This window comes from Mesorhizobium sp. A623, assembly GCF_054489405.1.
In genome coordinates this window covers 88,663-108,700 of sequence record NZ_JBTMXB010000013.1, presented here as the reverse complement: position 1 = coordinate 108,700, position 20,038 = coordinate 88,663, and the positions used below count along the sequence as shown (strand labels likewise).

At 62.2% G+C, this 20,038-nt stretch carries 18 protein-coding genes and 2 pseudogenes; 9 read left to right on the top strand and 11 right to left on the bottom strand.

Annotated elements, in window-relative coordinates:
• The first annotated feature begins 48 nt into the window (after positions 1-48).
• The 3 genes from ACX3P1_RS15465 (at position 49) to ACX3P1_RS15455 (ending at position 3,440) form a co-directional block, all read left to right on the top strand.
• Positions 49-1,554 carry an ABC transporter substrate-binding protein gene (locus ACX3P1_RS15465; RefSeq protein WP_459080473.1) on the top strand — a complete coding sequence of 502 codons (1,506 nt, stop codon included), beginning with the start codon at positions 49-51 and terminating at the stop codon, positions 1,552-1,554.
• Between the two features lie 63 nt (positions 1,555-1,617).
• Positions 1,618-2,343 (top strand): SDR family oxidoreductase, encoded by a 726-nt coding sequence (locus ACX3P1_RS15460; protein ID WP_459080471.1) that lies wholly within the window; start codon positions 1,618-1,620, stop codon positions 2,341-2,343.
• Between the two features lie 29 nt (positions 2,344-2,372).
• A complete protein-coding gene (locus tag ACX3P1_RS15455; RefSeq protein WP_459080470.1) occupies positions 2,373-3,440 on the top strand; it encodes an ABC transporter ATP-binding protein in 1,068 nt (355 codons plus the stop codon).
• Positions 3,441-3,839: 399 nt separating this feature from the next.
• Here the strand turns inward: ACX3P1_RS15455 and ACX3P1_RS15450 are convergent.
• The 11 genes and pseudogenes from ACX3P1_RS15450 to ACX3P1_RS15400 all read right to left on the bottom strand — a co-directional run.
• Positions 3,840-3,908 (bottom strand): annotated as a pseudogene (locus ACX3P1_RS15450) (arsenate reductase); the annotation flags it as partial.
• A 199-nt stretch (positions 3,909-4,107) separates the two neighbouring features.
• Positions 4,108-6,162, bottom strand: a complete 2,055-nt coding sequence (locus ACX3P1_RS15445; RefSeq protein ID WP_459080469.1) for a bifunctional aldolase/short-chain dehydrogenase — start codon at positions 6,160-6,162, stop codon at positions 4,108-4,110.
• 113 nt (positions 6,163-6,275) lie between these two features.
• Positions 6,276-6,692 (bottom strand): HAD hydrolase-like protein, encoded by a 417-nt coding sequence (locus ACX3P1_RS15440; protein WP_459080468.1) that lies wholly within the window; start codon positions 6,690-6,692, stop codon positions 6,276-6,278.
• Between the two features lie 52 nt (positions 6,693-6,744).
• Positions 6,745-7,218: an HAD family hydrolase gene (locus tag ACX3P1_RS15435; RefSeq protein ID WP_459080467.1), complete on the bottom strand. Its 474-nt coding sequence runs from the start codon at positions 7,216-7,218 to the stop codon at positions 6,745-6,747.
• A gap of 2 nt (positions 7,219-7,220) precedes the next feature.
• A complete protein-coding gene (locus ACX3P1_RS15430) occupies positions 7,221-7,544 on the bottom strand; it encodes an FGGY-family carbohydrate kinase (protein ID WP_459080516.1) in 324 nt (107 codons plus the stop codon).
• Between the two features lie 204 nt (positions 7,545-7,748).
• The gene (locus tag ACX3P1_RS15425; protein WP_459080466.1) at positions 7,749-8,381 is read right to left on the bottom strand and encodes a hypothetical protein; all 633 of its coding nucleotides are present in this window, start codon (positions 8,379-8,381) and stop codon (positions 7,749-7,751) included.
• A 75-nt stretch (positions 8,382-8,456) separates the two neighbouring features.
• Positions 8,457-8,780, bottom strand: coding sequence for a class II aldolase/adducin family protein (locus ACX3P1_RS15420; RefSeq protein WP_459080465.1), 324 nt, complete (start codon positions 8,778-8,780; stop codon positions 8,457-8,459).
• 304 nt (positions 8,781-9,084) lie between these two features.
• On the bottom strand, positions 9,085-9,552 hold the full coding sequence (locus tag ACX3P1_RS15415) for an RbsD/FucU family protein (RefSeq protein ID WP_459080464.1): 468 nt from the start codon (positions 9,550-9,552) through the stop codon (positions 9,085-9,087).
• Positions 9,553-9,579: 27 nt separating this feature from the next.
• Positions 9,580-10,975 (bottom strand): annotated as a pseudogene (locus ACX3P1_RS15410) (aldehyde dehydrogenase family protein).
• A 347-nt stretch (positions 10,976-11,322) separates the two neighbouring features.
• Positions 11,323-11,961 carry a dihydroxyacetone kinase subunit DhaL gene (gene dhaL, locus ACX3P1_RS15405; protein ID WP_459080463.1) on the bottom strand — a complete coding sequence of 213 codons (639 nt, stop codon included), beginning with the start codon at positions 11,959-11,961 and terminating at the stop codon, positions 11,323-11,325.
• 36 nt (positions 11,962-11,997) lie between these two features.
• Positions 11,998-14,010 carry a bifunctional sugar-binding transcriptional regulator/dihydroxyacetone kinase subunit DhaK gene (locus tag ACX3P1_RS15400; protein WP_459080462.1) on the bottom strand — a complete coding sequence of 671 codons (2,013 nt, stop codon included), beginning with the start codon at positions 14,008-14,010 and terminating at the stop codon, positions 11,998-12,000.
• 248 nt (positions 14,011-14,258) lie between these two features.
• On the opposite strand from ACX3P1_RS15400, the gene ACX3P1_RS15395 reads away from it, so the two are divergent.
• The 6 genes from ACX3P1_RS15395 to ACX3P1_RS15370 all read left to right on the top strand — a co-directional run bounded on the left by ACX3P1_RS15395 (position 14,259) and on the right by ACX3P1_RS15370 (position 20,032).
• Positions 14,259-15,749, top strand: coding sequence for a substrate-binding domain-containing protein (locus ACX3P1_RS15395; RefSeq protein ID WP_459080461.1), 1,491 nt, complete (start codon positions 14,259-14,261; stop codon positions 15,747-15,749).
• 82 nt (positions 15,750-15,831) lie between these two features.
• Entirely contained in the window at positions 15,832-16,758 is a 927-nt protein-coding gene (locus ACX3P1_RS15390; RefSeq protein ID WP_459080460.1) for a carbohydrate ABC transporter permease, read from the top strand.
• 4 nt (positions 16,759-16,762) lie between these two features.
• A complete protein-coding gene (locus tag ACX3P1_RS15385; protein WP_459080459.1) occupies positions 16,763-17,590 on the top strand; it encodes a carbohydrate ABC transporter permease in 828 nt (275 codons plus the stop codon).
• Between the two features lie 4 nt (positions 17,591-17,594).
• On the top strand, positions 17,595-17,879 hold the full coding sequence (locus ACX3P1_RS15380) for a hypothetical protein (RefSeq protein WP_459080458.1): 285 nt from the start codon (positions 17,595-17,597) through the stop codon (positions 17,877-17,879).
• A 3-nt stretch (positions 17,880-17,882) separates the two neighbouring features.
• The gene (locus ACX3P1_RS15375; RefSeq protein ID WP_459080457.1) at positions 17,883-18,965 is read left to right on the top strand and encodes an ABC transporter ATP-binding protein; all 1,083 of its coding nucleotides are present in this window, start codon (positions 17,883-17,885) and stop codon (positions 18,963-18,965) included.
• On the top strand, positions 18,965-20,032 hold the full coding sequence (locus ACX3P1_RS15370; protein WP_459080456.1) for an ABC transporter ATP-binding protein: 1,068 nt from the start codon (positions 18,965-18,967) through the stop codon (positions 20,030-20,032). The genes ACX3P1_RS15375 and ACX3P1_RS15370 overlap by 1 nt, the downstream gene beginning before the upstream one ends.
• The last annotated feature ends 6 nt before the right edge of the window (positions 20,033-20,038 follow it).

Sequence of the window (20,038 nt, the reverse complement as noted above, 5' to 3'; positions counted from 1 at the left end):
CTCAAATTCGCAGCCTTGCAAACGCGAATTGAAACGGAGGAGAAGACCATGAAAGACAGTATACAGAAGGCATATCTCGCCTCTATCACTGATCGCTTCGTCAAGGGGCAGATGGACCGTCGCTCGTTCCTTCGCGCGGCCGGCAAACTGGGCTTGGGTGCCGGCGTGCTTGGCATGGGCCTCGGCGCTCGCCCGTTCTACAGCATCAGCCAGGCGCAGGCGCAGGATCAGGAATTGAAGCCGAGCGCCGATATCATGAAATGGCTTGGCGATGTCGGCAAGCCGTTCGCCGGGACGACGCTGCGGCTGGCGACGGAATCGACGCCGCCGTCGAACGCCATCGCCACCCAGCTCAAGCAGTATTTCGAGGAAGCGACCGGCATCAAGGTCGAGATCGAGGTGCTGCCGCTCGAACAGGTGCTGCAGAAGCTGACGCTCGACGTGGCGTCTAGCCTCGGCACCTACGATCTCTATTATATCGACCAGAGCTGGGCGGCCAATTTTAGCCGGGACGTGTTCGACCCGCGTGAGCAGTTGAAGAACACCGAACTGGCGATGCCCAACTACAACATCGACGACTTCCTCAAGCCGTTGGTCGACGGTGTCGCCATGTACAAGGATACGATGGTCGGCGTGCCCTACGACATCCCGATCTTCATCATGCAGTACCGCAAGGATATCTGGGACGAGCTGAAACTTCCGGCGCCGACGACGATGGAAGACCTGCTCAACGCATCGAAGGCGATCACCGATGCCAAGGGGCCGAACGTTTACGGCACCAGCGGCCAGATGAAGTCCGGCCACTACAGTCTCGAATGCGACTGGACGGCGTGGCTGTGGGGCCATGGCGGCTCGATCTTCGATGCCGACGGCAAGTTTACCGGCAACGACGAGGCGGGTCTTGCCGCGATGGCCTATTGGGACAAGCTCAAGGCCACGATGCCACCCGGCGTCGACGGCTGGACGTGGGACGGCGAGGGCCAGTCGGTGGCACAGGGCGTTGCCGCCTCGATGCTGTCGTGGGGTGAGTTCTTCCCGTTCTTCGACGACCCCAAGGCTTCGAAGGTTTCCGGCCTGATGGAAGCGATCGTGCCGCCCAAGCCCGCCGCCACGTTGCGCACGGTCAAGGAAACCGGGTTCGGCGAAATCCCCGGTGTTGGCCACCAGGGCGGCTCGTCGCTTGCGGTGTCGAAATACTCCAAGGCACCGGATGCCGCGTGGGTGTTCATGCAGTGGGCGACCTGCGCCGATACGCAGGCGCTGATCACGGTGCTCGGTGGCGGCACCGGGCCGACGCGCACCAGCGTCTATGACGACCCGCGCGTCAAGGCCAATGCCCGCGTCGGCGCCGGCACCACGCGCCACCTCGACGTGGTGCGCGACACCATCGCCAACTACATGGGTTCGGAGCCGGATCTTCCGGCATGGGCGGAAATCTCCAGCGACACGATTCCGGTCGCGCTCGGCAAGTACTTTGCCGGCCAGTCGGGTTCGGCCAAGGAGTCGCTCGATGCGCTGAAGACGCAGGTCGACGACATCGTCGCCAAGGGTTGAGTTCTACCCGGGGCGGCAGTCTGGCCGTCGCCCCGGAAACCTATTATTCGCGCAGGGGATATCATGGCCGGTAAACCATTGGTGGCAGTGACGGGTGCAAGCTCGGGCATCGGCGAGGCCGTCGCCAAGACATTCTCGGCGGCCGGGCATCCGGTACTGATGATGGCGCGCCGGCTGGAGCGCATGGAAGCGCTGAACCTGCCTTCCAGCATGGCGCGCAAGGTCGATGTCCGCGACCGCCCGGCAATCGCCGCTGCGGTGAAGGAGGCGGAAGCGCAATACGGGCCGGTCGACATGATGTTTGCCAATGCCGGCATCGCGCGGCTTGCCGATATCGGTCGCCAGCCGCCCGAGGAATGGGACGAGATGATCGACATCAACACCAAGGGCATGTTGAACACCGTCCACGCGGTGATGTCGGGCATGATGGAGCGTCGACACGGCACGCTGTTCATGATGAGTTCGATTGCCGGGCGCAAGGTTTACCCGGATCACACCGTCTATTGCGGCACCAAGTTTTTCACCCACGCCGTTTCGGAATCGCTGCGTGACTATCTCTCCGACTACGATGTACGCGTCATCGTGCTTTCGCCGGGCGTCATCGAAACGGAGGTCCTGAGCGGCGTTCTCGACCCCGCCACGCTGGCCAGTTACAAGGCCAACAAGGCGAAGATGGGTGGCGGCATCGGCCCCGAGCTCGTTGCCAACATCATGCTGCACGCCTACCAGATACCGCAGAATGCGCTGGTGCAGGAAATCGTCATCACGCCGACCCGTCAGAAATATTGAGCGGCCCGGATGGGTTGTGGAGATAGCCAATGCCAACGGTAGAATTCAGGAACATCGCCAAGGCCTTCGGCAATGTCGAGGTGATGCGCAATATTTCGCTCAGCATCGCCGACCGTGAATTCGTCGTGTTGCTCGGCCCCTCCGGTTGCGGCAAGACCACGCTTTTGCGGATGACGGCGGGGCTGGAAATTGTCACCAAGGGCGATCTGTTCATCGCCGACAAGCGGGTCAACGACGTCCATCCGCGTGATCGCAACATCGCCATGGTGTTCCAGAACTACGCGCTCTATCCGACGATGAAGGTGTTCGGCAATATCGGCTTCAGCCTGGAAGTGGCGAAGGTGCCAAAGGCGGAGATCAAGAAGAAGGTCGAGTGGGCCGCCGACATCCTCAACCTGACGCCCTATCTCGGCCGTTACCCAAAGGAGCTTTCGGGCGGCCAGCGCCAGCGCGTCGCCATGGGCCGCGCCATGGTGCGGGAGGCGGAAGTCTTTTTGTTCGATGAGCCGCTGTCGAACCTCGACGCCAAGTTGCGCGCCCATATGCGGCTGGAAATACGCCAGTTGCATAACCGGCTGGGCACCACCACGATCTATGTTACCCACGACCAGATCGAAGCCATGACCATGGCCGACAAGATCGTCTTGATGCATGCTGGCAAGATCATGCAGATCGGCACGCCCGACGAGGTCTACGAGCACCCCAATTCGAAATATGTCGCCGACTTCATCGGCTCGCCTTCGATGAATTTCATTGAGGGAACCATCGAGGCCGGCGGCGCCACGCCCCGCTTCCTCGCCGAGGGCGTTTCCATCGATCTTTTGCCCGATGTTGCCGCCAAGCCTGGCCAGAAGGTCATCCTCGGCGTGCGCCCCAACGATCTCGGCATTTCCGACAAGGGCGGCATCAAGGGCAGCGTCGTCCTGTGCGAGACCACGGGCGCGGACATGCAGGTGCATGCTCGCGTCGGCAAGTTCGATACGGTCGCGGTGGTGCCGCGCGGCGAGCGCCGTGCGCCCGGCTCGCCAGTCAGCCTTTCGGTGCAGCCAGACAAGGTACACCTGTTCGATGTGGCCACCGAGCAGCGTATCGGCTGATTCATACCCAGTTGCCCCCCAGCGGTATCCAGCAAGCCGCCGCCCGCAAGTCTCAACCGCTTTTGTCGGGCTCATCCGGTACCGTTCTTGCAGCAGCGCCGCCGTGTCGGCCACTTCAAGGGCGATCCGGGCTTTGTCCCAGCCGAGCGCGTCGCCGGTGATTTGGGCGATCCAAAGAAGCGTTTCCGCGGTGACGGCGTTCTCGAACGGCATCAGCGTGCGCCGCAGCACGACATCCGACAATCGGGTCACTCTTTCGGTCGTGACGATCCAGCGGATTTCGCCGGCGTGATAGCCACCGCGCGCCTGGCGCAGTGCGTCGTCGCTTTGCGGCATCCCCATGAGCACCGTGCGCTTGATTATGATGGGGTGGGCGAGCATCAGCGCTTTCGCCCTGCCGGCGTCGAGACCCTGCTTATCGGCGTCCGAAAGCGCTCGGAATGTAGTGCCGGTCTTGTTCAGCAGCACCTCCCAGCCGAGTTTGTTCACCCAGCCATCGAGCCGTTCCCGCTCCAACCCCTGCGCACGGTAGTCATGAAAGACGTAGGCGACACCATGGCTTTCAAGTCAGGTACGCCTTCTTTCATCGTGTCGCAATTGGGGATGCCGTAGATGGTGACGGTCAAGAAAACCGTCCTCGAGACGCTTGTCCCTAACGGTAGCCAGTTTAACGCAAGGCAGCCGCAATATTGCCGCCGTCCACGGTCGTCACATCGGCAGTGGTGCGTTCGGCCAGCGCGTGATGCAGGAACGCCTGCGCCACATCCTCGGCGGTCACTTCCTGGCCGAGTAGATTGCCCGACATGTACTCCTTCTGCGACAGGCCGCGCGCGTTCGAGCGGTTGGCGATCATCTCGTCAGTCAGCAGGCCGGAGCGGATGCGGTCGGCATTGACGGCGTTCGAGCGGATGCCGTAGACGCCGTATTCCAGCGCATATTGCCGCGACAGGAATAGCGTCGCCGCCTTGGGCAGTCCGTAGGCGCCGAACCTGACACCCGGATTGATCGCCTGCTTGGAGGTATTGAACAACAAGGCGCCGCCGGTGCCTTGCTCCAGCATGATGCGCACGGCATTTTGTGCCACCGACTGGTGCGCGAAGAAATTCAACTCGAAACTCTTGCGCAGCAAAGCGTCGTCCAGTTCGCCGATCCGCCCCTCCCAGGCGGCACCGGCGTTGGAAACGACGATATCGACACCGCCGTAGATCGCGACCGCCTTGTCAAAGGCGGCGCGCACGTCAGCCGGCTTGGTGACATCGCCGCCCACACCGATTGAGTTGTTGCCGGCCTGCTTCGCCACCTCGTCGGCCTTGGCGGCGTCGAGATCGAAAACCACCACATGGGCGCCGTTGGCGGCGAACAGCCTGGCGGTGGCGGCACCGATCGCGCCCGCGCCTCCCGTGACGAGCAGCACCTGCCCGGTCAGCGGCTTGGGCTTGTTGGAGGCGAGCTTGGCTTGCTCCAACGACCAGTATTCGAGCGGAAACAGGTCGGCCTTGGACAGCGGGCGGAAGTCGCCCACCGCTTCGGCGCCACGCACGGCCTCGATCCACATTTCGCCGACATCGGAAGCGATTTTTGCATCCTTCAGCGTGCGGCCATGGCCGAACATGCCGAGGCCGGGAACCAGAGTGAGGCGCGGCATCGGGTCGAGCATGGCACGCTTTACGTCGTCGCGCGCGTCATTTTCCTCGAAATAGACACGGTAGTCGGCGGCGAATTGGGCGACATGGTCCTTGATCGCCTGCTTGTTGGCGGCCTGGTCGGCGCCATCCGGCGCGGGCAGCGCCATCGGCCCGGTCTTGATGCGGATCGACAGGTCGGGCGTCGAGACGCCGCGCCCGGCATAGTCGGCGATCTTATCCGATTCGACGAAATCGAGGATCGCGTCGGAGGTGCGGAAATCGCTGATCATGCGGTCGAACTTGCCTTCGCCGCGGTCGACAGCGACCGCGCCGCGCAAGGCCGGAGCGATGTCGGCGGGCTTGGCCAGCTTGGCCGGCAAGGGCGCCTTCGGCGCAGGCTTCTTGCCGTTCTTGGCGACATAGTCTTCCGCCATGGTGACATAGTGGATCATACGGTCGTAGGCCTGCTTGGCCTCGTCGCCGAAGGTGAAGATGCCATGCTTGTCGAGGATCAGGCCCTCGACCGAGGGATCGGCGTCGTAGACGTCGGCGGCGACGATCGCCAGATCGAAGCCCGGCATGATGTAGGGAACAAAGCCCATCTTCGGGCCGAACACCTTGGCGCTCAGCGCCTTGCTATCATTCTGGTCGACAATGGCGAGAATTGCGGTCGAATGCGTGTGATCGATGAATTTGTGCGGCAGGAAGGCATGCAGCAGCGTTTCCACCGAAGGGTTTGGCGAGGCCGGGTCGATAAGGTTGGCGCGCTGCAGCGCAACCATGTCCTCGTCGGAAAGTTTTGGCAGCTTGCGGGCCTTGAGCAGCGCGCCGATCTTTACCGCCGGCAGGCCCTGCGGCTCGATGATGCCCATGTCCCAGCCGCTGCCCTTGACGCACAAAACGTCCCACTCGTCGTCGACGATGTCGGTGGCCTTGGTCTTGACCGAGGTGTTGCCGCCGCCATGCAGGACCAGGCGCGGTTCACCGCCAAGCAGTCGGGTTGTGTAGACGCGCAGCGCCAGGTCATGGGCCACGCCCTTTTTCGCGTATTCGGCGGCCAGCTTCTCCGCTTCGCCGTCAATCCATAGGTTTTTCATCTTTTCTGCCCGGTTCTCTTATCTCGGCGGAATGATCCAATCCGCAACCTTCGTCGCCTCAAGCTGGCTTGCCTGTTGTCGCGACATTATTCACTGGCTTCGACAAAAGTCAATTAACGCTGACAATTTCCGGAAAGGCCCCGCACATCGGCGAAGCGGTACCATGCAGGCGTGCCGAGGTGGAACTGCCTGCCCGTCAAGCCCCGCCAAACGAACTGCGGCAGCAGAAAATCGGGCGTCGCACCATAACGAGCGAAGGCGTCCCGGAGTTCGGCGGGGCCAAACTCAGCGAGGATACCGGGCCGCACCAGTGCAGCAGCGATCTCCGCGCTTTTGGCGCTGGCGCTGTCATGCTCGATGCTGTCACCGATGCCGACGATTTTTTCCTTCGAGGGATTTCCGAGATCATTCATCGCGACCTCGTAGATAGTCGAGAATGGCTTTCCGCTCCGCTCCACGGGTCCGCCCCATTTCCTCGTAGAGATCGGCAATCGCCCCTGTCCCGAACTCAGGCCGGCCTCGGCCAGCATGATCTTGTCGGGATTGGTGCAGATACATGGCACGCCAGCGCGGGCGGCGGGTTCAAGCAAGGCGCGGTAGAACTCCATCAACTTGGTGTTGCCCTTGCTTCCCGAAAGCGGCACGACCTTGGCGCTTGCGCCATCCGCACCAGTTCCAGGTCGAGGTCGTCAATGGCGAAACGGTCCCGCCCACGTGACAACAGCGGGCACCGAGTTCCCGCCGCCAGCCGCTCATTCCAAACTGCCCGGCGAATTTGCGCCAGGCCACTTCGCCAGAACTGAGGAAGATATCCCACGTCCCCGGCTGAAAACCCAAGCCAAGCAGGCGGTCCTCGTTCAAGCTGGCGCGCTTGCTGGAGTTGGAGACAAGCACGATTGTCTTGCCCGCCGCCTTCAGGCTGAGCAGCGCCTCGACGGCACCGGGATAGGGCGCGTTGCCGTCATGAAGAACGCCGAATTGGTCAACGAAGAACGCGTCGAAACGTTCGGCAAGTTGGCGCAGGTCGGCCAGCAGTTCGGGTCCATCGATCGCCACGTTCAAAATACTCCCCGCTTGACGGCCGCCGGCGCCACCCGCGCCGTGCCGGCTGCCGCTTCCTCGGACAGCGCCGCGACAAGCGGAACGCCGAGCCTTGCTTGCCGCATCTCACGCCATACCGGATTCCTGGTGCCGCCGTCGACGCTTCTGATTGAGCGCAGCCTCGGCGCGCCCAATTCGCCGAGGCGCGCATACGCCAGTGCTTCGATGGCGGCGATGCCTTCCAACATGCCAGCGAGGAATTTTGCGACGCTTTCCGGCCGCGGCGATAATCGCGGCTGCATCTCGGGGTCGGAGATCGGAAAGCGCTCGCCCTTGGCCAGCAGCGGATAATAGTCGAGGGCCGCTCGGCACGGCTGAATCTATTGCCTTCGACAAGGTGGCGATCTGCCCGGCGCCAAAGAAATGCGCCAGCACCTTGCCGCCGCTATTCGACGCGCCGCCGGCCAGCCAGCCTCCACCGACACGGTGGCTGTAGATGCCGTATTGCGGCGCGAAGATAGGCGCGGCGGACAAAAGCTTGATCGTCAGCGAGGAGCCAAGCGCGGTAACGCCATCGCCCAGCTCTGCAGCCCCCCGTCGCAAGGAACGAGGCACAGCCATCGGTGGTGCCGCTTACGATAACCGTATCGCGCGGAAAGGCCGAAACGGTCGGCGGCGGCTTGGGTCACCGTACCAATCGGCGTCCCCGGCGGCACGACTTCCGGCAACAGCATTCTGTCGGCGCCCGTCGCCGAAATCCAGTCTGGCCATTGCCGGGCAACCGGGTCGTAGCCAGTCTTGAGGGCGTTGTTTTCGTCGCTGACATCGAAGCGGACGCACATTTGGCCGGCGATCCAGTCCACCTGATGCAGGATGCGGGATGCCTTCGCGACAGGCTGGAAATGCATAAGCTTGGCGAGGCCGGAGGTGGCGCCGTGGGCGGCACTTTCGGCCGGTGCGTGGCTCTTGATCATTTCGAGAATACCGGCATCGGTGACCGGATCGTTGTACATCAAAGCACCGGCCAAAGGCGTTCCGTTGCGATCCACAGGCAAAACCGTGCCGGATGTGCCGTCGACTGCTAGCGCCTTGACCTGCCGTGGGTCGATGCTCGCCAGCACCTGATCGAGCCCGCTCTCGACGGCCTGCGCGCGCTGCGACCTCCTGCGATCCGGCAACGGCCACGCCTTCGCCGAGAAAAACGACGTGGTCCGGGGCCGGCGCGTGCCTTGCCGGCTGTGAAAGCAGCCCACTCACCCGATGCAAAACAGGACCTCCGCCTCGGCGACCGTGTCGGCTGCGACGACGATGCCGTGATTGCCGAGCACAAGTACGTCGGTTTGAGGCTTCAGCCGTTCCGCTATATTGCGGGCGAGCGCCAGGCCGGGCTTGCTGTAGGGCACGTAGGCCCAGTTCAGTTCGCGCAGGCGCTCGGCCACCAGCCTTCCCGCATCGGCGCGCACAGCAGTCGCGATCGTCTCGACGCAATGGACGTGGATGACGGCACGCTGCGGCATCAGCGCATGCACCGTCGTCTCGATGGATGGCCGCAGGCCACCCCGGATTGCGTTCGGCAATCTTAAAGCGCTGCGGCGTGTCAGCCTCGGGACTATCGTTGGCGACGGCGGCCAACAGCGCACCGAGCGCCACCGGCACCATGATATCGTCGTGCGCCGCATTCTTCAGCCAGGTGCCGGACGCCTTGATCCACAGCGTGTCTCCGTCCTTGATCGAGGTGTTGCCGCCGGCACCCTGCACCAGCAGCGGATTGGCCCCGATGGGTGCCGACGCCTCGCGAAGCACCCAAAACTCGGCATCGTTTTCGCCGCGAGCTGCATTTCCCATCAGCCTGTCCTCCGCGTCCGCCCCAAACGCCTGGCGCTATTTCGCATCCGGCGGCTGCACGCCCTTCCTGAAGGCGAAGCAGCCGTAAAAACGGCGCTCGCCCGTCTGGATGACGCAGTAAGCCTGCTTGGCCCGCTCGTAGAAGGCGAAGCGCTCGACCGGCTTCAGCGGCACGGATTTTGCTTCGGCCCGGTCGACCACCTGCTGTACCACCTGCTGTACCACCTGCTGTACCTGTGGAATTTCGTAGGGCTTGCCGACGACTTCCATGCGTGCTGCGGCATCGTCGACGAAAGTGTCGAGCGGATAGAGCGACAGGATCGCCGCCGCCGCCGCCCCGGCGCTGACATTGTCGATCCGCAAGACATCGCTGAGCGTGGTCTGGCGCGCGGTCGAATCGGCCGGAAAGTTGGTGTAGCAGATGATGAGATCGTCGCCATGCCCCATCGCCGCCAGCGCGTAAAGCACGTCGGCGTTGAGCGATGGACTGATACCTTTGAGCATTCTTATCTCCCCAGAATACGGATGCGCTCACGCGCCGTAATCAATAATGCCCTTGACCTCGAGAAAGTCGTGAATTGCCCAGTCGGCATATTCGCGACCGTTGCCCGACTGCTTGTAGCCGCCGAACGGCGCGAACGTGTCCCAATCCGGATAGTTGATCGACACCTGCCCGACACGCAGGCGGGCGGCAACGGTGCGCGCATGTTCGATATTTTGCGACTGCACATAGGCGGCGAGGCCGTAGACGGTGTCGTTGGCGATCTTCACCGCGTCGTCGTCGTCCTCGTAGGAGATGACGGAGAGCACCGGCCCGAAGATTTCTTCCTTTTCGATGGCCATGCCCGGCGTGACATGGCCGAACCCCGTCGGGCGAACATAATAGCCGCGGTTGAGGTGCTCGGGCCGGCCTGGGCCGCCCGTCACCAGCGTCGCGCCCTCCTTGATACCGGCCTCGATCAGCCGCTGGATCTTGTCGAATTGCATCGGGCTGACCACCGGGCCAAGCTTCGTCTCTTCGGAGCGCGGATCACCGACCTTGTAGGCCTCGGCCGCCTTTTTCGCGATGCTCAGCGCCTCGTCGTGGCGGGCTGCCGGCACCAGCATGCGGGTAGGCGTATCGCAGGACAGGCCGCTATTGCCCTTCGACGCCACCGATAACCGCCTGTTCGAAATCGGCATCGGCAAGGATGAGGTTGGCCGACTTGCCGCCCAGTTCCTGCGCCACGCGCTTGACCGTGTCGGCCGCCGTCTTGGCGACGATGATGCCGGCGCGGGTGGAGCCGGTGAAGGAAACCATTTCTACATCGGGGTGGCCGGCCATGATCTGGCCGACATCGGGACCGTTGCCGTTGATCATGTTGTAGACGCCCTTCGGCGTACCGGCTGCGTCCATGATTTCGGAAAATACGATGCCGCTGATCGGCGCGATTTCGGACGGTTTCAACACGACCGTGCAGCCGGCGGCAATCGCCGAGGCGACCTTGCAGACGATCTGGTTGAGCGGCCAGTTCCACGGCGTAATCAGCGCGCAGACGCCGATCGGCTCCTTCACCACCATGGTGGAACCGCGCTTCTCGCTGAATTCGTAATCCTCCAGCGCCTTAATGGTCGATTCCATATGCGCGCGGCCGGCCCAGGCCTGCGTGTCGCGCGCCCATTTCCCGGCTGACGGCCTGAGCGATATCCTCATAGCGGTTGTTGTAGATTTCGAGGATGCGATTGAGCAGTTTCAGGCGCTCGGCTCGGTCGCCCGCGAGAAAGACGGGAAAGCCGCATTGGCCGCCGCCTTGTCTACATCGGCCTTCGAGCCAAGCGAAATTTGCGTATAGGCCTCTTCGGTCGATGGATCGATCATGTCGAGCGTGACCGGCACCGCAGGCGCAACCCATTTGCCGTTGATGAAGAAACGGAGATGGTTGCTCATGGGATGACGCTCCGATGCTGCTGAAAGCCGATGTGGCCGATGTATGGGCGGGTTGCCCTTCTTGCCGCAGTTGCGGCCGGGCTTCAATGCCGCGTAGCTCCGCAGTGGCGGAGTATCTTGCCGAGGAATGCCTGACTGCGTTCCGTTGAGCTTGTCGCGGCGCCCGACCTTGGCGATACCTTCGGGACTCCAATTCCGCGTTTGGCAAGTGCTTCTAGGAACAGGGTATCGGCCCCACGCGTCAAGGGGTCGAGTGATCGAAAGCCATGATTTCGTCCTTTTTCCGATATTTGCCTGACGAACCTACCAGACAGTCGACGCCATGACCCGAAAGCGTGGATGTGACTTCAGGCCGTCGAAAAATGATCGGCAATGGTGCGCACGATCAGCGCCGTGGATGCGGCACCCGGATCCATATGGCCAAGCGAGCGCTCACCGAGACGAGCGGCACGCCCCTTGGACGCCAGCATGGCCTTGGTGGCATCGGCCCCTTCCTGCGCGGCCTTTGCCGATGCATCCAGGCAGCCGCCAATGCCCGCGCCGTCTTGCGCGGCCTCGGCGATCGCTTCGGCTGCGGGCAGCCAGGCATCGACCATGGTCTTATCGCCGCGCTCGGCCTTGCCGCGATCCTGGATGCCCTTGGCCATGGCCGCGATAACCGCCACCATGTCGTCCCGGTCGAGTTCGGTCTTGCCCTTGACGGCAGCACCTGCGCGCATGAAGGCGGTGGCGTAGAGCGGCCCGGATGAAGCACCGACGGCGTTGAGAAAAGATTTGGCCGCGGCGTTGAATACCGTCACCGGCTCCGCCGACGCATCGATCTGCGACACGGCATCGCGCACGGCGGAAAACCCGATCCCCATGGAAACACCATGATCGGCATCGCCGATAATGCCGTCCAGCTCCGACAAATGGTCCTTGTTCGCCTCGATGGCGTCTGCGACCGCAATGAACATGGCAACGAGATCTTGAGTGGAAATGGTCATGAACGTTTTTCCAATGCAAAGAGGAAAGGAGTGGGCTCAACCGGCGCGGAACATCGCGCAGTCGCAAGGATGATCGAGCAGTTCGGTCAACTCGTCATCAAGGCTGATGAGCGTGATCGACATGCCCGCCATCTCCAGCGATGAACAATAGGTGCCGACCCATGTCGCATGAACGTCAATGCCGCGACGGCTGAGCCGCTCGTGGACGCGCCGGTTGATGACGTAAAGTTCCATCAGCGTCGTCGATCCAAGCGAGTTGACCAGAACCGCGACCTTCGACCCCTCCTTTGCCGGCAGTTCGGCAAAAATCCGCTCAAGGATGTCATCTGTCACTTCGTCGGCGGTACGCAGCGGCTCACGGACAATGCCAGGCTCGCCATGGATACCCATGCCGATCTCCATTTCGCCGAGGCCGATCTCGAAATTGTGGCGCAGCGTCTGCGGCAGCGAGCAGGGCGAAAGCGCCACGCCAACTGTGAAGGTGCGTTCGTTGGCTTTGCGCGCAATGCGCTCGCATTCATCGAGCGAGGCCATCTTGTCAGCGGCAGCGCCGGCCATCTTGAACACGAAGAAATTGCCAGCAACGCCGCGCCGCTTTTCCTTCTGGTCGAGCGGTGCGGAGGCCACGTCGTCGGTGGTGACCACGGTGCGGACCTCGATGTCCTCCATCCCCGCCATTTCGGCGGCCATGTCGAAATTCATCACATCGCCGGCGTAGTTGCCATAGAGATAAAGGACGCCAGCGCTATTGTTGACCGCCTTGGTGCACTCGAGGATCGGATCTGGCGGCGGCGAGGCGAAGACGTTGCCGATGGCGCAGCCGTCGGCGAGGCCCCTGCCAACGAAACCGACGAAGGACGGCTCGTGCCCCGAGCCGCCGCCGACGATGATGCCGACCTTGCCTTCGCGCCGCTCCTGGACGGCAACGACCGAGCGCGGGCTATGTTCCAATTGGCGCACATGGCCGGGATGCGCCTTGATGATGCCGTCCACCATCTCCTCGATGATGTTCTTCGGATCGTTGATCAGCTTCTTCGTCTTCATCGGATTTCCCTCCTCAACCTGTGACCGTTTCGTTCCACGCAGCGCGCTCAAAGAGGCCGGCACCCCCTCGGCTTGAAGAATGCCGTGTGCCGTTGCCGCATCGGTGATCAGGACGTTCGCATAGCGCCCCTTCAAAGCAGCAAGAATGGCCGGTACCTTTTCGACGCCGCCAGCCACGGCGATCCGTAGCTTGATCCGCGAAATCTCCTCCAGCGTCAGCCCGATCATGCGGGCGTCCAGCGGACCTTGCGCGGCGGCACCGCGATTGTCGATAAAGCGGCCGGCAACCATCGCAATCGCGCGACGAAAGGTCTGGTCGGCAAGTTCGCCTTTCGGCATCAGCCTGGTTTCATGCAGGGAACTGCCCGGCCGCGTCGAGCATATGCCGAAGATGATCTTGTCGGCCCGGCGCGCCGTCTCGAACTGGTCGCGCAACGCCGCCTCGCCCATCAGGATATCGCGCACTTCCACGCTGGAAACGATGGCGGGCGCGGTGATGTTGACGGCTCGCGCGCCCAGCGCGGTTGCCAGTTTCGAGACGCACAGTTCCGGCGTGAAACTTATCGGAGCGGCCATGCCCCCCGTCATCTGCACGACGGACAGGTCGGCCAGCCGCAGCGACGACATGGAGCGCGCCAGCGCCAGCATCGTGCGCCCCCAGCAGATCCCCAGCGTGTCGCCGGGCCGGATCAACCGTTCAAGCACCCGCGCGCCGGCCAAGCCCAGCCTGTCGACCAAGGAAGTACCGGCCTCACCGTCGGGAATGACGACACAGTCGCTGAGGTTGAAGCGCTCCTTCAGCGCCTGCGCGATCATGAATTCGCTAAGCCGCGCCGGCTCCATCGTCAGCGTGACGATCCCGCGCGTGCGCGCCTCGGCCAGATAGCCGTTGACGGTCGCACGCGAGATACCCATCGCCTTGGCGATCTCGTTTTGCGTCATCCCGTCCTGGGCATAAAGCCAACCCGCCCACAAAAGCGGGTCGTCGCGGAATTGCAACGGCATGAGGCCAGAAGCCTCAATCTGTCGGACCGAACCATTGCTCACTTGGGTCATGTGCTCATTTTTTGCCAACTTGACATTTGTCTTACCGCATCTGAATATTGTCGCCAATAGCAGTTTATAGGACGGCTGGATCGGTTTCGAGAAGAAGCCGGGGCCTGGGAGTCCCCGAGGCTGATCCTCGATTTGGCGCTGCCGGCAATGTGTCCACACCACCACCTAAACCGTTATTTTACAGGGAGGAAGCAACCATGACGATCTTCAAGACTCCAGGATCGGGGTCCAGACTCGCGATCCCCAGACGCAGCCTGCTCAAGGGCGGCGCAGCACTGGGAATGTCCACCGCACTTGGCGCACCGTTCATCAACCGGCTGTTTGCGGCGGAAGAGCATCCGCTGGCCGGCCAGTCGATCGAAATGAACATCCTCGGCATCGCCGGCTGGGTCCCCTCTTCGCTCGGCGTGAAGATGTCGCCGTTGTTTGCCGACTTCGTCAAGGAAAAGTACGGCTACAACGTCTCCTTCGCCTTTGCCGAAGCGCCGTTCTCCGATCTGTTCCAGAAGGCGGCGACGTCACTGGCGACGAAAAGCCAGGAATACAACATCATCATCTCGGATTCCCAGTGGCTCGGCGCGCTCGCCAAGCCCGGCTGGATCCTCAAGCTCAACGACATCATCGCCCAGAACCCGGCGCTTCAGCTCGAATGGTATTCGCAGACCGTCGTCGATACCTACATGACCTATCCGGATGGCACCAAGGACATCTGGGGCCTGCCGCAGGAAGGCGACGTCGAGGCGCTCTACGTGCGCAAGGACTGGCTTGAAGACCCCAAGGAAAAGGAGGCCTTCCAGGCCAAATACGGCAAGCCGTTGCCGCAGACCTTCGAAGATTTCGACGCCTTGACCATGGATGAATTCGAGAAAATTGCCGAATTCTTCACCCGGCCGGACGACCAGCGCTGGGGTTTCGCGCAGCAATACAGCCGCGTCTACGACTTCGCTACCTGTGCCTTCAACAACTACCTGTGGAGCCGTGGCGGCGAGATCTGGGATCCGGCAACCGGCCAGATCGAAGGCATCCTCAATACCAAGGAAAACGCTGAATCGCTGCAGGCGTTCAAGGATTGGCTGAAATATTGCCCGCCCGGCGCCACCAACTACGGCATTGCCGAGGGCATCGACGTCTTCACCCAGGGTAAGGTGTTCTCGACCATTCAGTGGGCAGCCGTCGGTTCGGCGATGATCACCGAAGAGTTGAAGGGCAAGGTTCTTGTCGTCCCGCCTCCCAAGCATGGCAAGGGCGACGCCGCCAAGCGCATCTATTCGATGGGCGGCCAGCCCTGGGTGATCAATGCTTTCAACGACGAGAAGAAGATGCGCGTCGCCATCGACTTCATGAACTGGTGGTACCAGCCCGATACGGCCGTGGAATTCGCCAAGCGCGGCGGCAACCCCGCCGACAAGGCAACGCTGTCGCGCGACGATTTCAACGACATCAATCCGTGGAACCAGACCTACAAGTTCATGCTCGAGGAAGGGCGCTCGCGCGATTTCTGGCACGATCCGAAATATTCGGAAATGCTGGCCATCCAGCAGGAAGGTTACTCGTCCTTCGTCTCGGGTCAGTCAAGCGACCCGAAGGCGGTCATGGATTACATCGCCTGCGCCCAGCAGCAAATCCTGAACGAAGCGGGCGTAGCCGCGACGGCACCAACCGATGCCTGCGCTACCACCTCTCTCTGAGGCAGCTTAACTGATTGAAGCGGGCGCCGGCCGGTTGGCTGCGTGCCCGCTTCGCCACAGACGCGACCAAGGGCAAGTACTTATGTCGACCATAACGTCGAGGCCTCGACTGGCCCGCCTGTTTGACGACCGTCGCATGATGGTCTTCACCTTGCTGGCGCCGGTGATGCTGTTTTTCATCGTTTTCAACACCATCCCGACGCTGTGGCTGCTCGGCCTGTCGTTCTACAATTTCTCGCTGACCTCCGGCATGCCGCCGGAATTCATCGGCGCTCGCAATTTCGTCCAGATCTTCAATTCCCGGAACGGCATCTGGCTCGACCTGTCGCGCACCTTCACCTTCGTCGTGTGCGGTGTCGGCATCCAGACTGTCCTCGGGGCGGCGCTGGGGTTCCTGTTTTGGGGATCGCGCGACATGCCGGGACGGCGCATTGCGCTGACCATGCTGTTCGCGCCAATGGTGCTGACGCCGGTCGCCACCGGAACGTTCTTCCGCTTCATCTACGATCCCACCTTCGGCGTGCTCAACGCCATGGCGCACGGGATGTTCGGCACGGGCCCGATCGATTTCCTCGGTAATCCCTCCATCGCGTTTTGGGCGGTGCTGGCGGTGGATTGCTGGATGTGGACGCCGTTCATGACCCTGATGACGCTGGCAGCCCTCGGCTCCGTGCCAACGGCAGAGCTTGAGGCGGCCGAGATCGACCGCGTGCCCTTCCTGCGGCGGCTATCGCTGGTGATCTGGCACCATGGCAAGTTCATCCTGATGCTCGGCATCCTGCTTCGCACCATCGATTCTTTCAAGACGCTCGACCTGATCATTCCAATGACCAAGGGCGGCCCCGGCCAGCAGACGCGGCTGGTGGCGATGGAACTGAACAAGCAGGCCTTCGAGAGCTTCAACATGGGCTGGTCGTCGGCTTATTCGGTGCTGCTGCTGCTGATCTCGATCGCCATGACCAGCGTCTTCATCTACGTCCTCAATCTGCGCCGCCGAAGGGAGGGCTAAAGCGATGGCCAAATTCCGCGCCGGAGCCTATTACACCGGTCTATGGGCGATCTCGCTGATCTTTTTCGCGCCGATCGCCTGGATCGTGCTGGCTTCGTTCAAAACCCGCTCCGACATCCTCGCCATTCCGCCGAAGCTCATTTTCACGCCGACGCTGGAGAATTATGTCGACCTGTTCCAGCGCCAGTCGTTGTTCCTGCAGATCGGCAACTCGATCCTGCTGTCGCTCGGCGCCGTCGTCATCGCCGTGTTCGTGTCGTTCCTGGCGGCATTCTGCTTTTCGCGCTTCAAGCCGAAGGGTACCGACTTCCTGATGTTCCTGCTTTTGTCGATCCGCATGCTGCCCGGACCGGCCGTCATCTTGCCGGTGTTCCTGATGTACGTGGCATTCGGCTGGAAGGATTCGCATCTGTGGCTGATGCTGTTCTACGCGATGTTTTCCATCCCCTTCTCCGTGTGGATTCTCAAGGGCTTTCTCGACGGGGTCTCGACGCGCTTCGACGAGACCGGCATCGTCAATGGCGGCTCCTGGTTCCACGTTATTTTCAAGGTGGTGTTGCCGCAGGTGAGGCCGGGCCTGATCGCCGCCTTCATCTTCAACCTGATTTTCGTCTGGAACGAATTCCTGTTCAATTTCATCATCGGCGGCGTGACGACGCAGAACATTCCCTATGCGCTCGCCGTCGGCACCTATGCGGACGGCGGCGTCAACTGGACGTTCATCTCGGCGATGACCTCGGTCTACATTATCTTGCCGATCACCTTCATCTACATCTTCCAGAAGTACCTGCTCGTCGGCATGACTTTTGGCACGGTGCGGGGCGAGGTCTGATGCCATGAAGCAGGCCCGCACCTTTCCCGAACGCCTCGAAATGTTCATGATCCTGGCGCTTGCTGCCGGCATCCTGTTGATCGCGCAACGCTACAGCCTGACGCTCTACAAGGTCGGGTTGTCGATCCTCGTCGTCGCTACCTTCCTTCAGATCGCCGTTGGCAATCTGCGCAAGGACGCCTCGGTGGGGCGCAGCCTTCTGTTCATTGTGATGGTGCTGGCGATAGCCGCGGTGGTGTTCACGATCGGCATCCTGCTGGTGCCGTATTTCTCGCAGCTTGGACGGTAGGTCGTGGCCGTAGAATTCCAGTCGATTACCAAAACCTACGGCGCCAAGCGCGTGCTGAACGACTTCGACCTCAAGGTCGAGCCGCAGAGTTTTACCGTCCTTTGCGGCTCCTCCGGCTCGGGCAAGTCGGTGCTGTTTCGCCTGCTTGTCGGGCTTGAGAAACCGGACTCCGGCCGCATCCTGCTCGCCGGCCGCGATATCACCAACGAGACGCCGGCGACCCGCGCCATCGGCTACGTGCCGCAGAATTTTGCGCTGTATCCGCACCAGACGGTGGCGCAGAACATGGCGTATCCGCTGACGCTGGCAAAGGCCCCGAAAGAGGAGATCGCCAAGCGCGTCGACCGCACGGCTGGCATATTGTCGATCACGCATCTGTTGAAGAAGACACCTGATCAGCTTTCCGGCGGCGAAAAACAGCGCGTCGCGGTAGCGCGCGGATTGCTCAAGGATGCCGAAATCTTCGTACTGGACGACCCGCTGGTCGGGCTCGACTACAAGCTGCGCGAGCGGCTGATGGACGAGTTGAAAAGCCTGCGCGAGGAACTGAAGGCGACGTTCCTCTATGCCACCTCCGACAGCCTCGAAGCGTTGAACATGGCGCAGCGGCTGGTCGTCGTCGATGCAGGGCGCGTCGTCCAGCACGACACTCCGATCGCCGTCTACGACGATCCCCGTTTTGCCCGCTCGCTCGATCTTATCGGCTTCCCGCATGCAAACCTTTTGCCGGGGCGGATCGCCGAAGACTTGGTCGAAGCCGGCCCGTTGCGCTTTTCCGCGCCAGCCGGCCACGCACTTGGAGACATCATTACGGGGCTGCGCCCGGAGGCCATCCATTTCGAGGGTTCGCCGCGCGGCGCGGGAAACGATCTTCGTATCGACGCCCGCGTCACGCTGGTCGAGAACCTCGGCGGCGAGGCCGTGGTCTATCTCGAAGCCGGCCAGGTTCAACTGACCGCGGTCCTGCCCCTTTCACGCATCGCGCCACCGACGTTCGGCGCCGAAGTGATGGTCACCGTCGATCCGGCCGACGTGATGCTTTTCGATGCCGCCTCGGGCGCGCGTCTTGCCGGCGGGAAACACTGATGGCCGATATCGTCATCGAACACGTCACCAAGCGGTTTGCCAGTTTTACCGCCGTCAGCGACGTCGACATGAGTTTCGCCGACGGCGAAGTCGCCTGCCTGCTTGGTCCTTCGGGTTGCGGTAAGACCACCTTGATGCGGATGCTGGCGGGACTGGAGACGCCGACTTCCGGCCGCATCCTGTTCGGTGGTCGCGACGTAACGGAGTTGCCGCCGCGCAAGCGCAATGTCGGCATGGTGTTCCAATACCCGGTCATGTACCCGACGCTGTCGGTGCGCGAGAACATCGCCCTGCCGATGGTCTACGACAAGCAGGTTTCCGCAGCCGAGCGCGAGCGGCGCGTCAACGAAGTTCTCGACGTTCTCGACATAAGGCCGCTGGCCGGGGCGTTCATCGAAAGCCTGAGCTTGGGTAACCGGCAGAAGGTCGCGGTCGGTCGAGCCGTTGCGCGCCACTCGGAAATCGTGCTGTTCGACGAGCCGACCACCAACGTCGAGGTCAACGCCAAGCTGCACCTGATTCGCGCCTTCAAGCTGGTGGCGCAACGCCTGAAGCAGACCATCGTCTACGTCACCCACGACCAGACCGAGGCGATGACGTTGGCCGACCGCATCGCGCTGATGCAGGCCGGGCGCATCCTGCAATACGACCGGCCGCAGGTACTGTACAACGAGCCCACTTCGGAATTCGGCGGCTGGTTTCTCGGCAATCCCGGCATGAATTTCGTGGCGGCCACGTTTGCGGACGGACAAATCTCGTCACCGATCCTGGCAACACCCCTGCCCGCCCCTGCGGGCATGAAGCAAGGCGAAAAGATCGCCGTCGGCATCCGGCCCGAACAGGTGCGCATGATGGGCAAGCCGCAGGCAGGCAGCGTGCCAGCCGTACTGGTCGAGCAGGCGATCGGCATCGCCGGGCGCTATCTTACCAAGGTTCGGATCGGCGACACCGTGCTCAAGGTCAACACCGAAAGCCGCCCGCCCGCCCCGCTCGGCGGCACCGTCCACCTGATCGCCCCCAAAGAACGCCTGATGCTGTTTTGCGACGGCCAGCGCGTCACCATCTAAGGACAC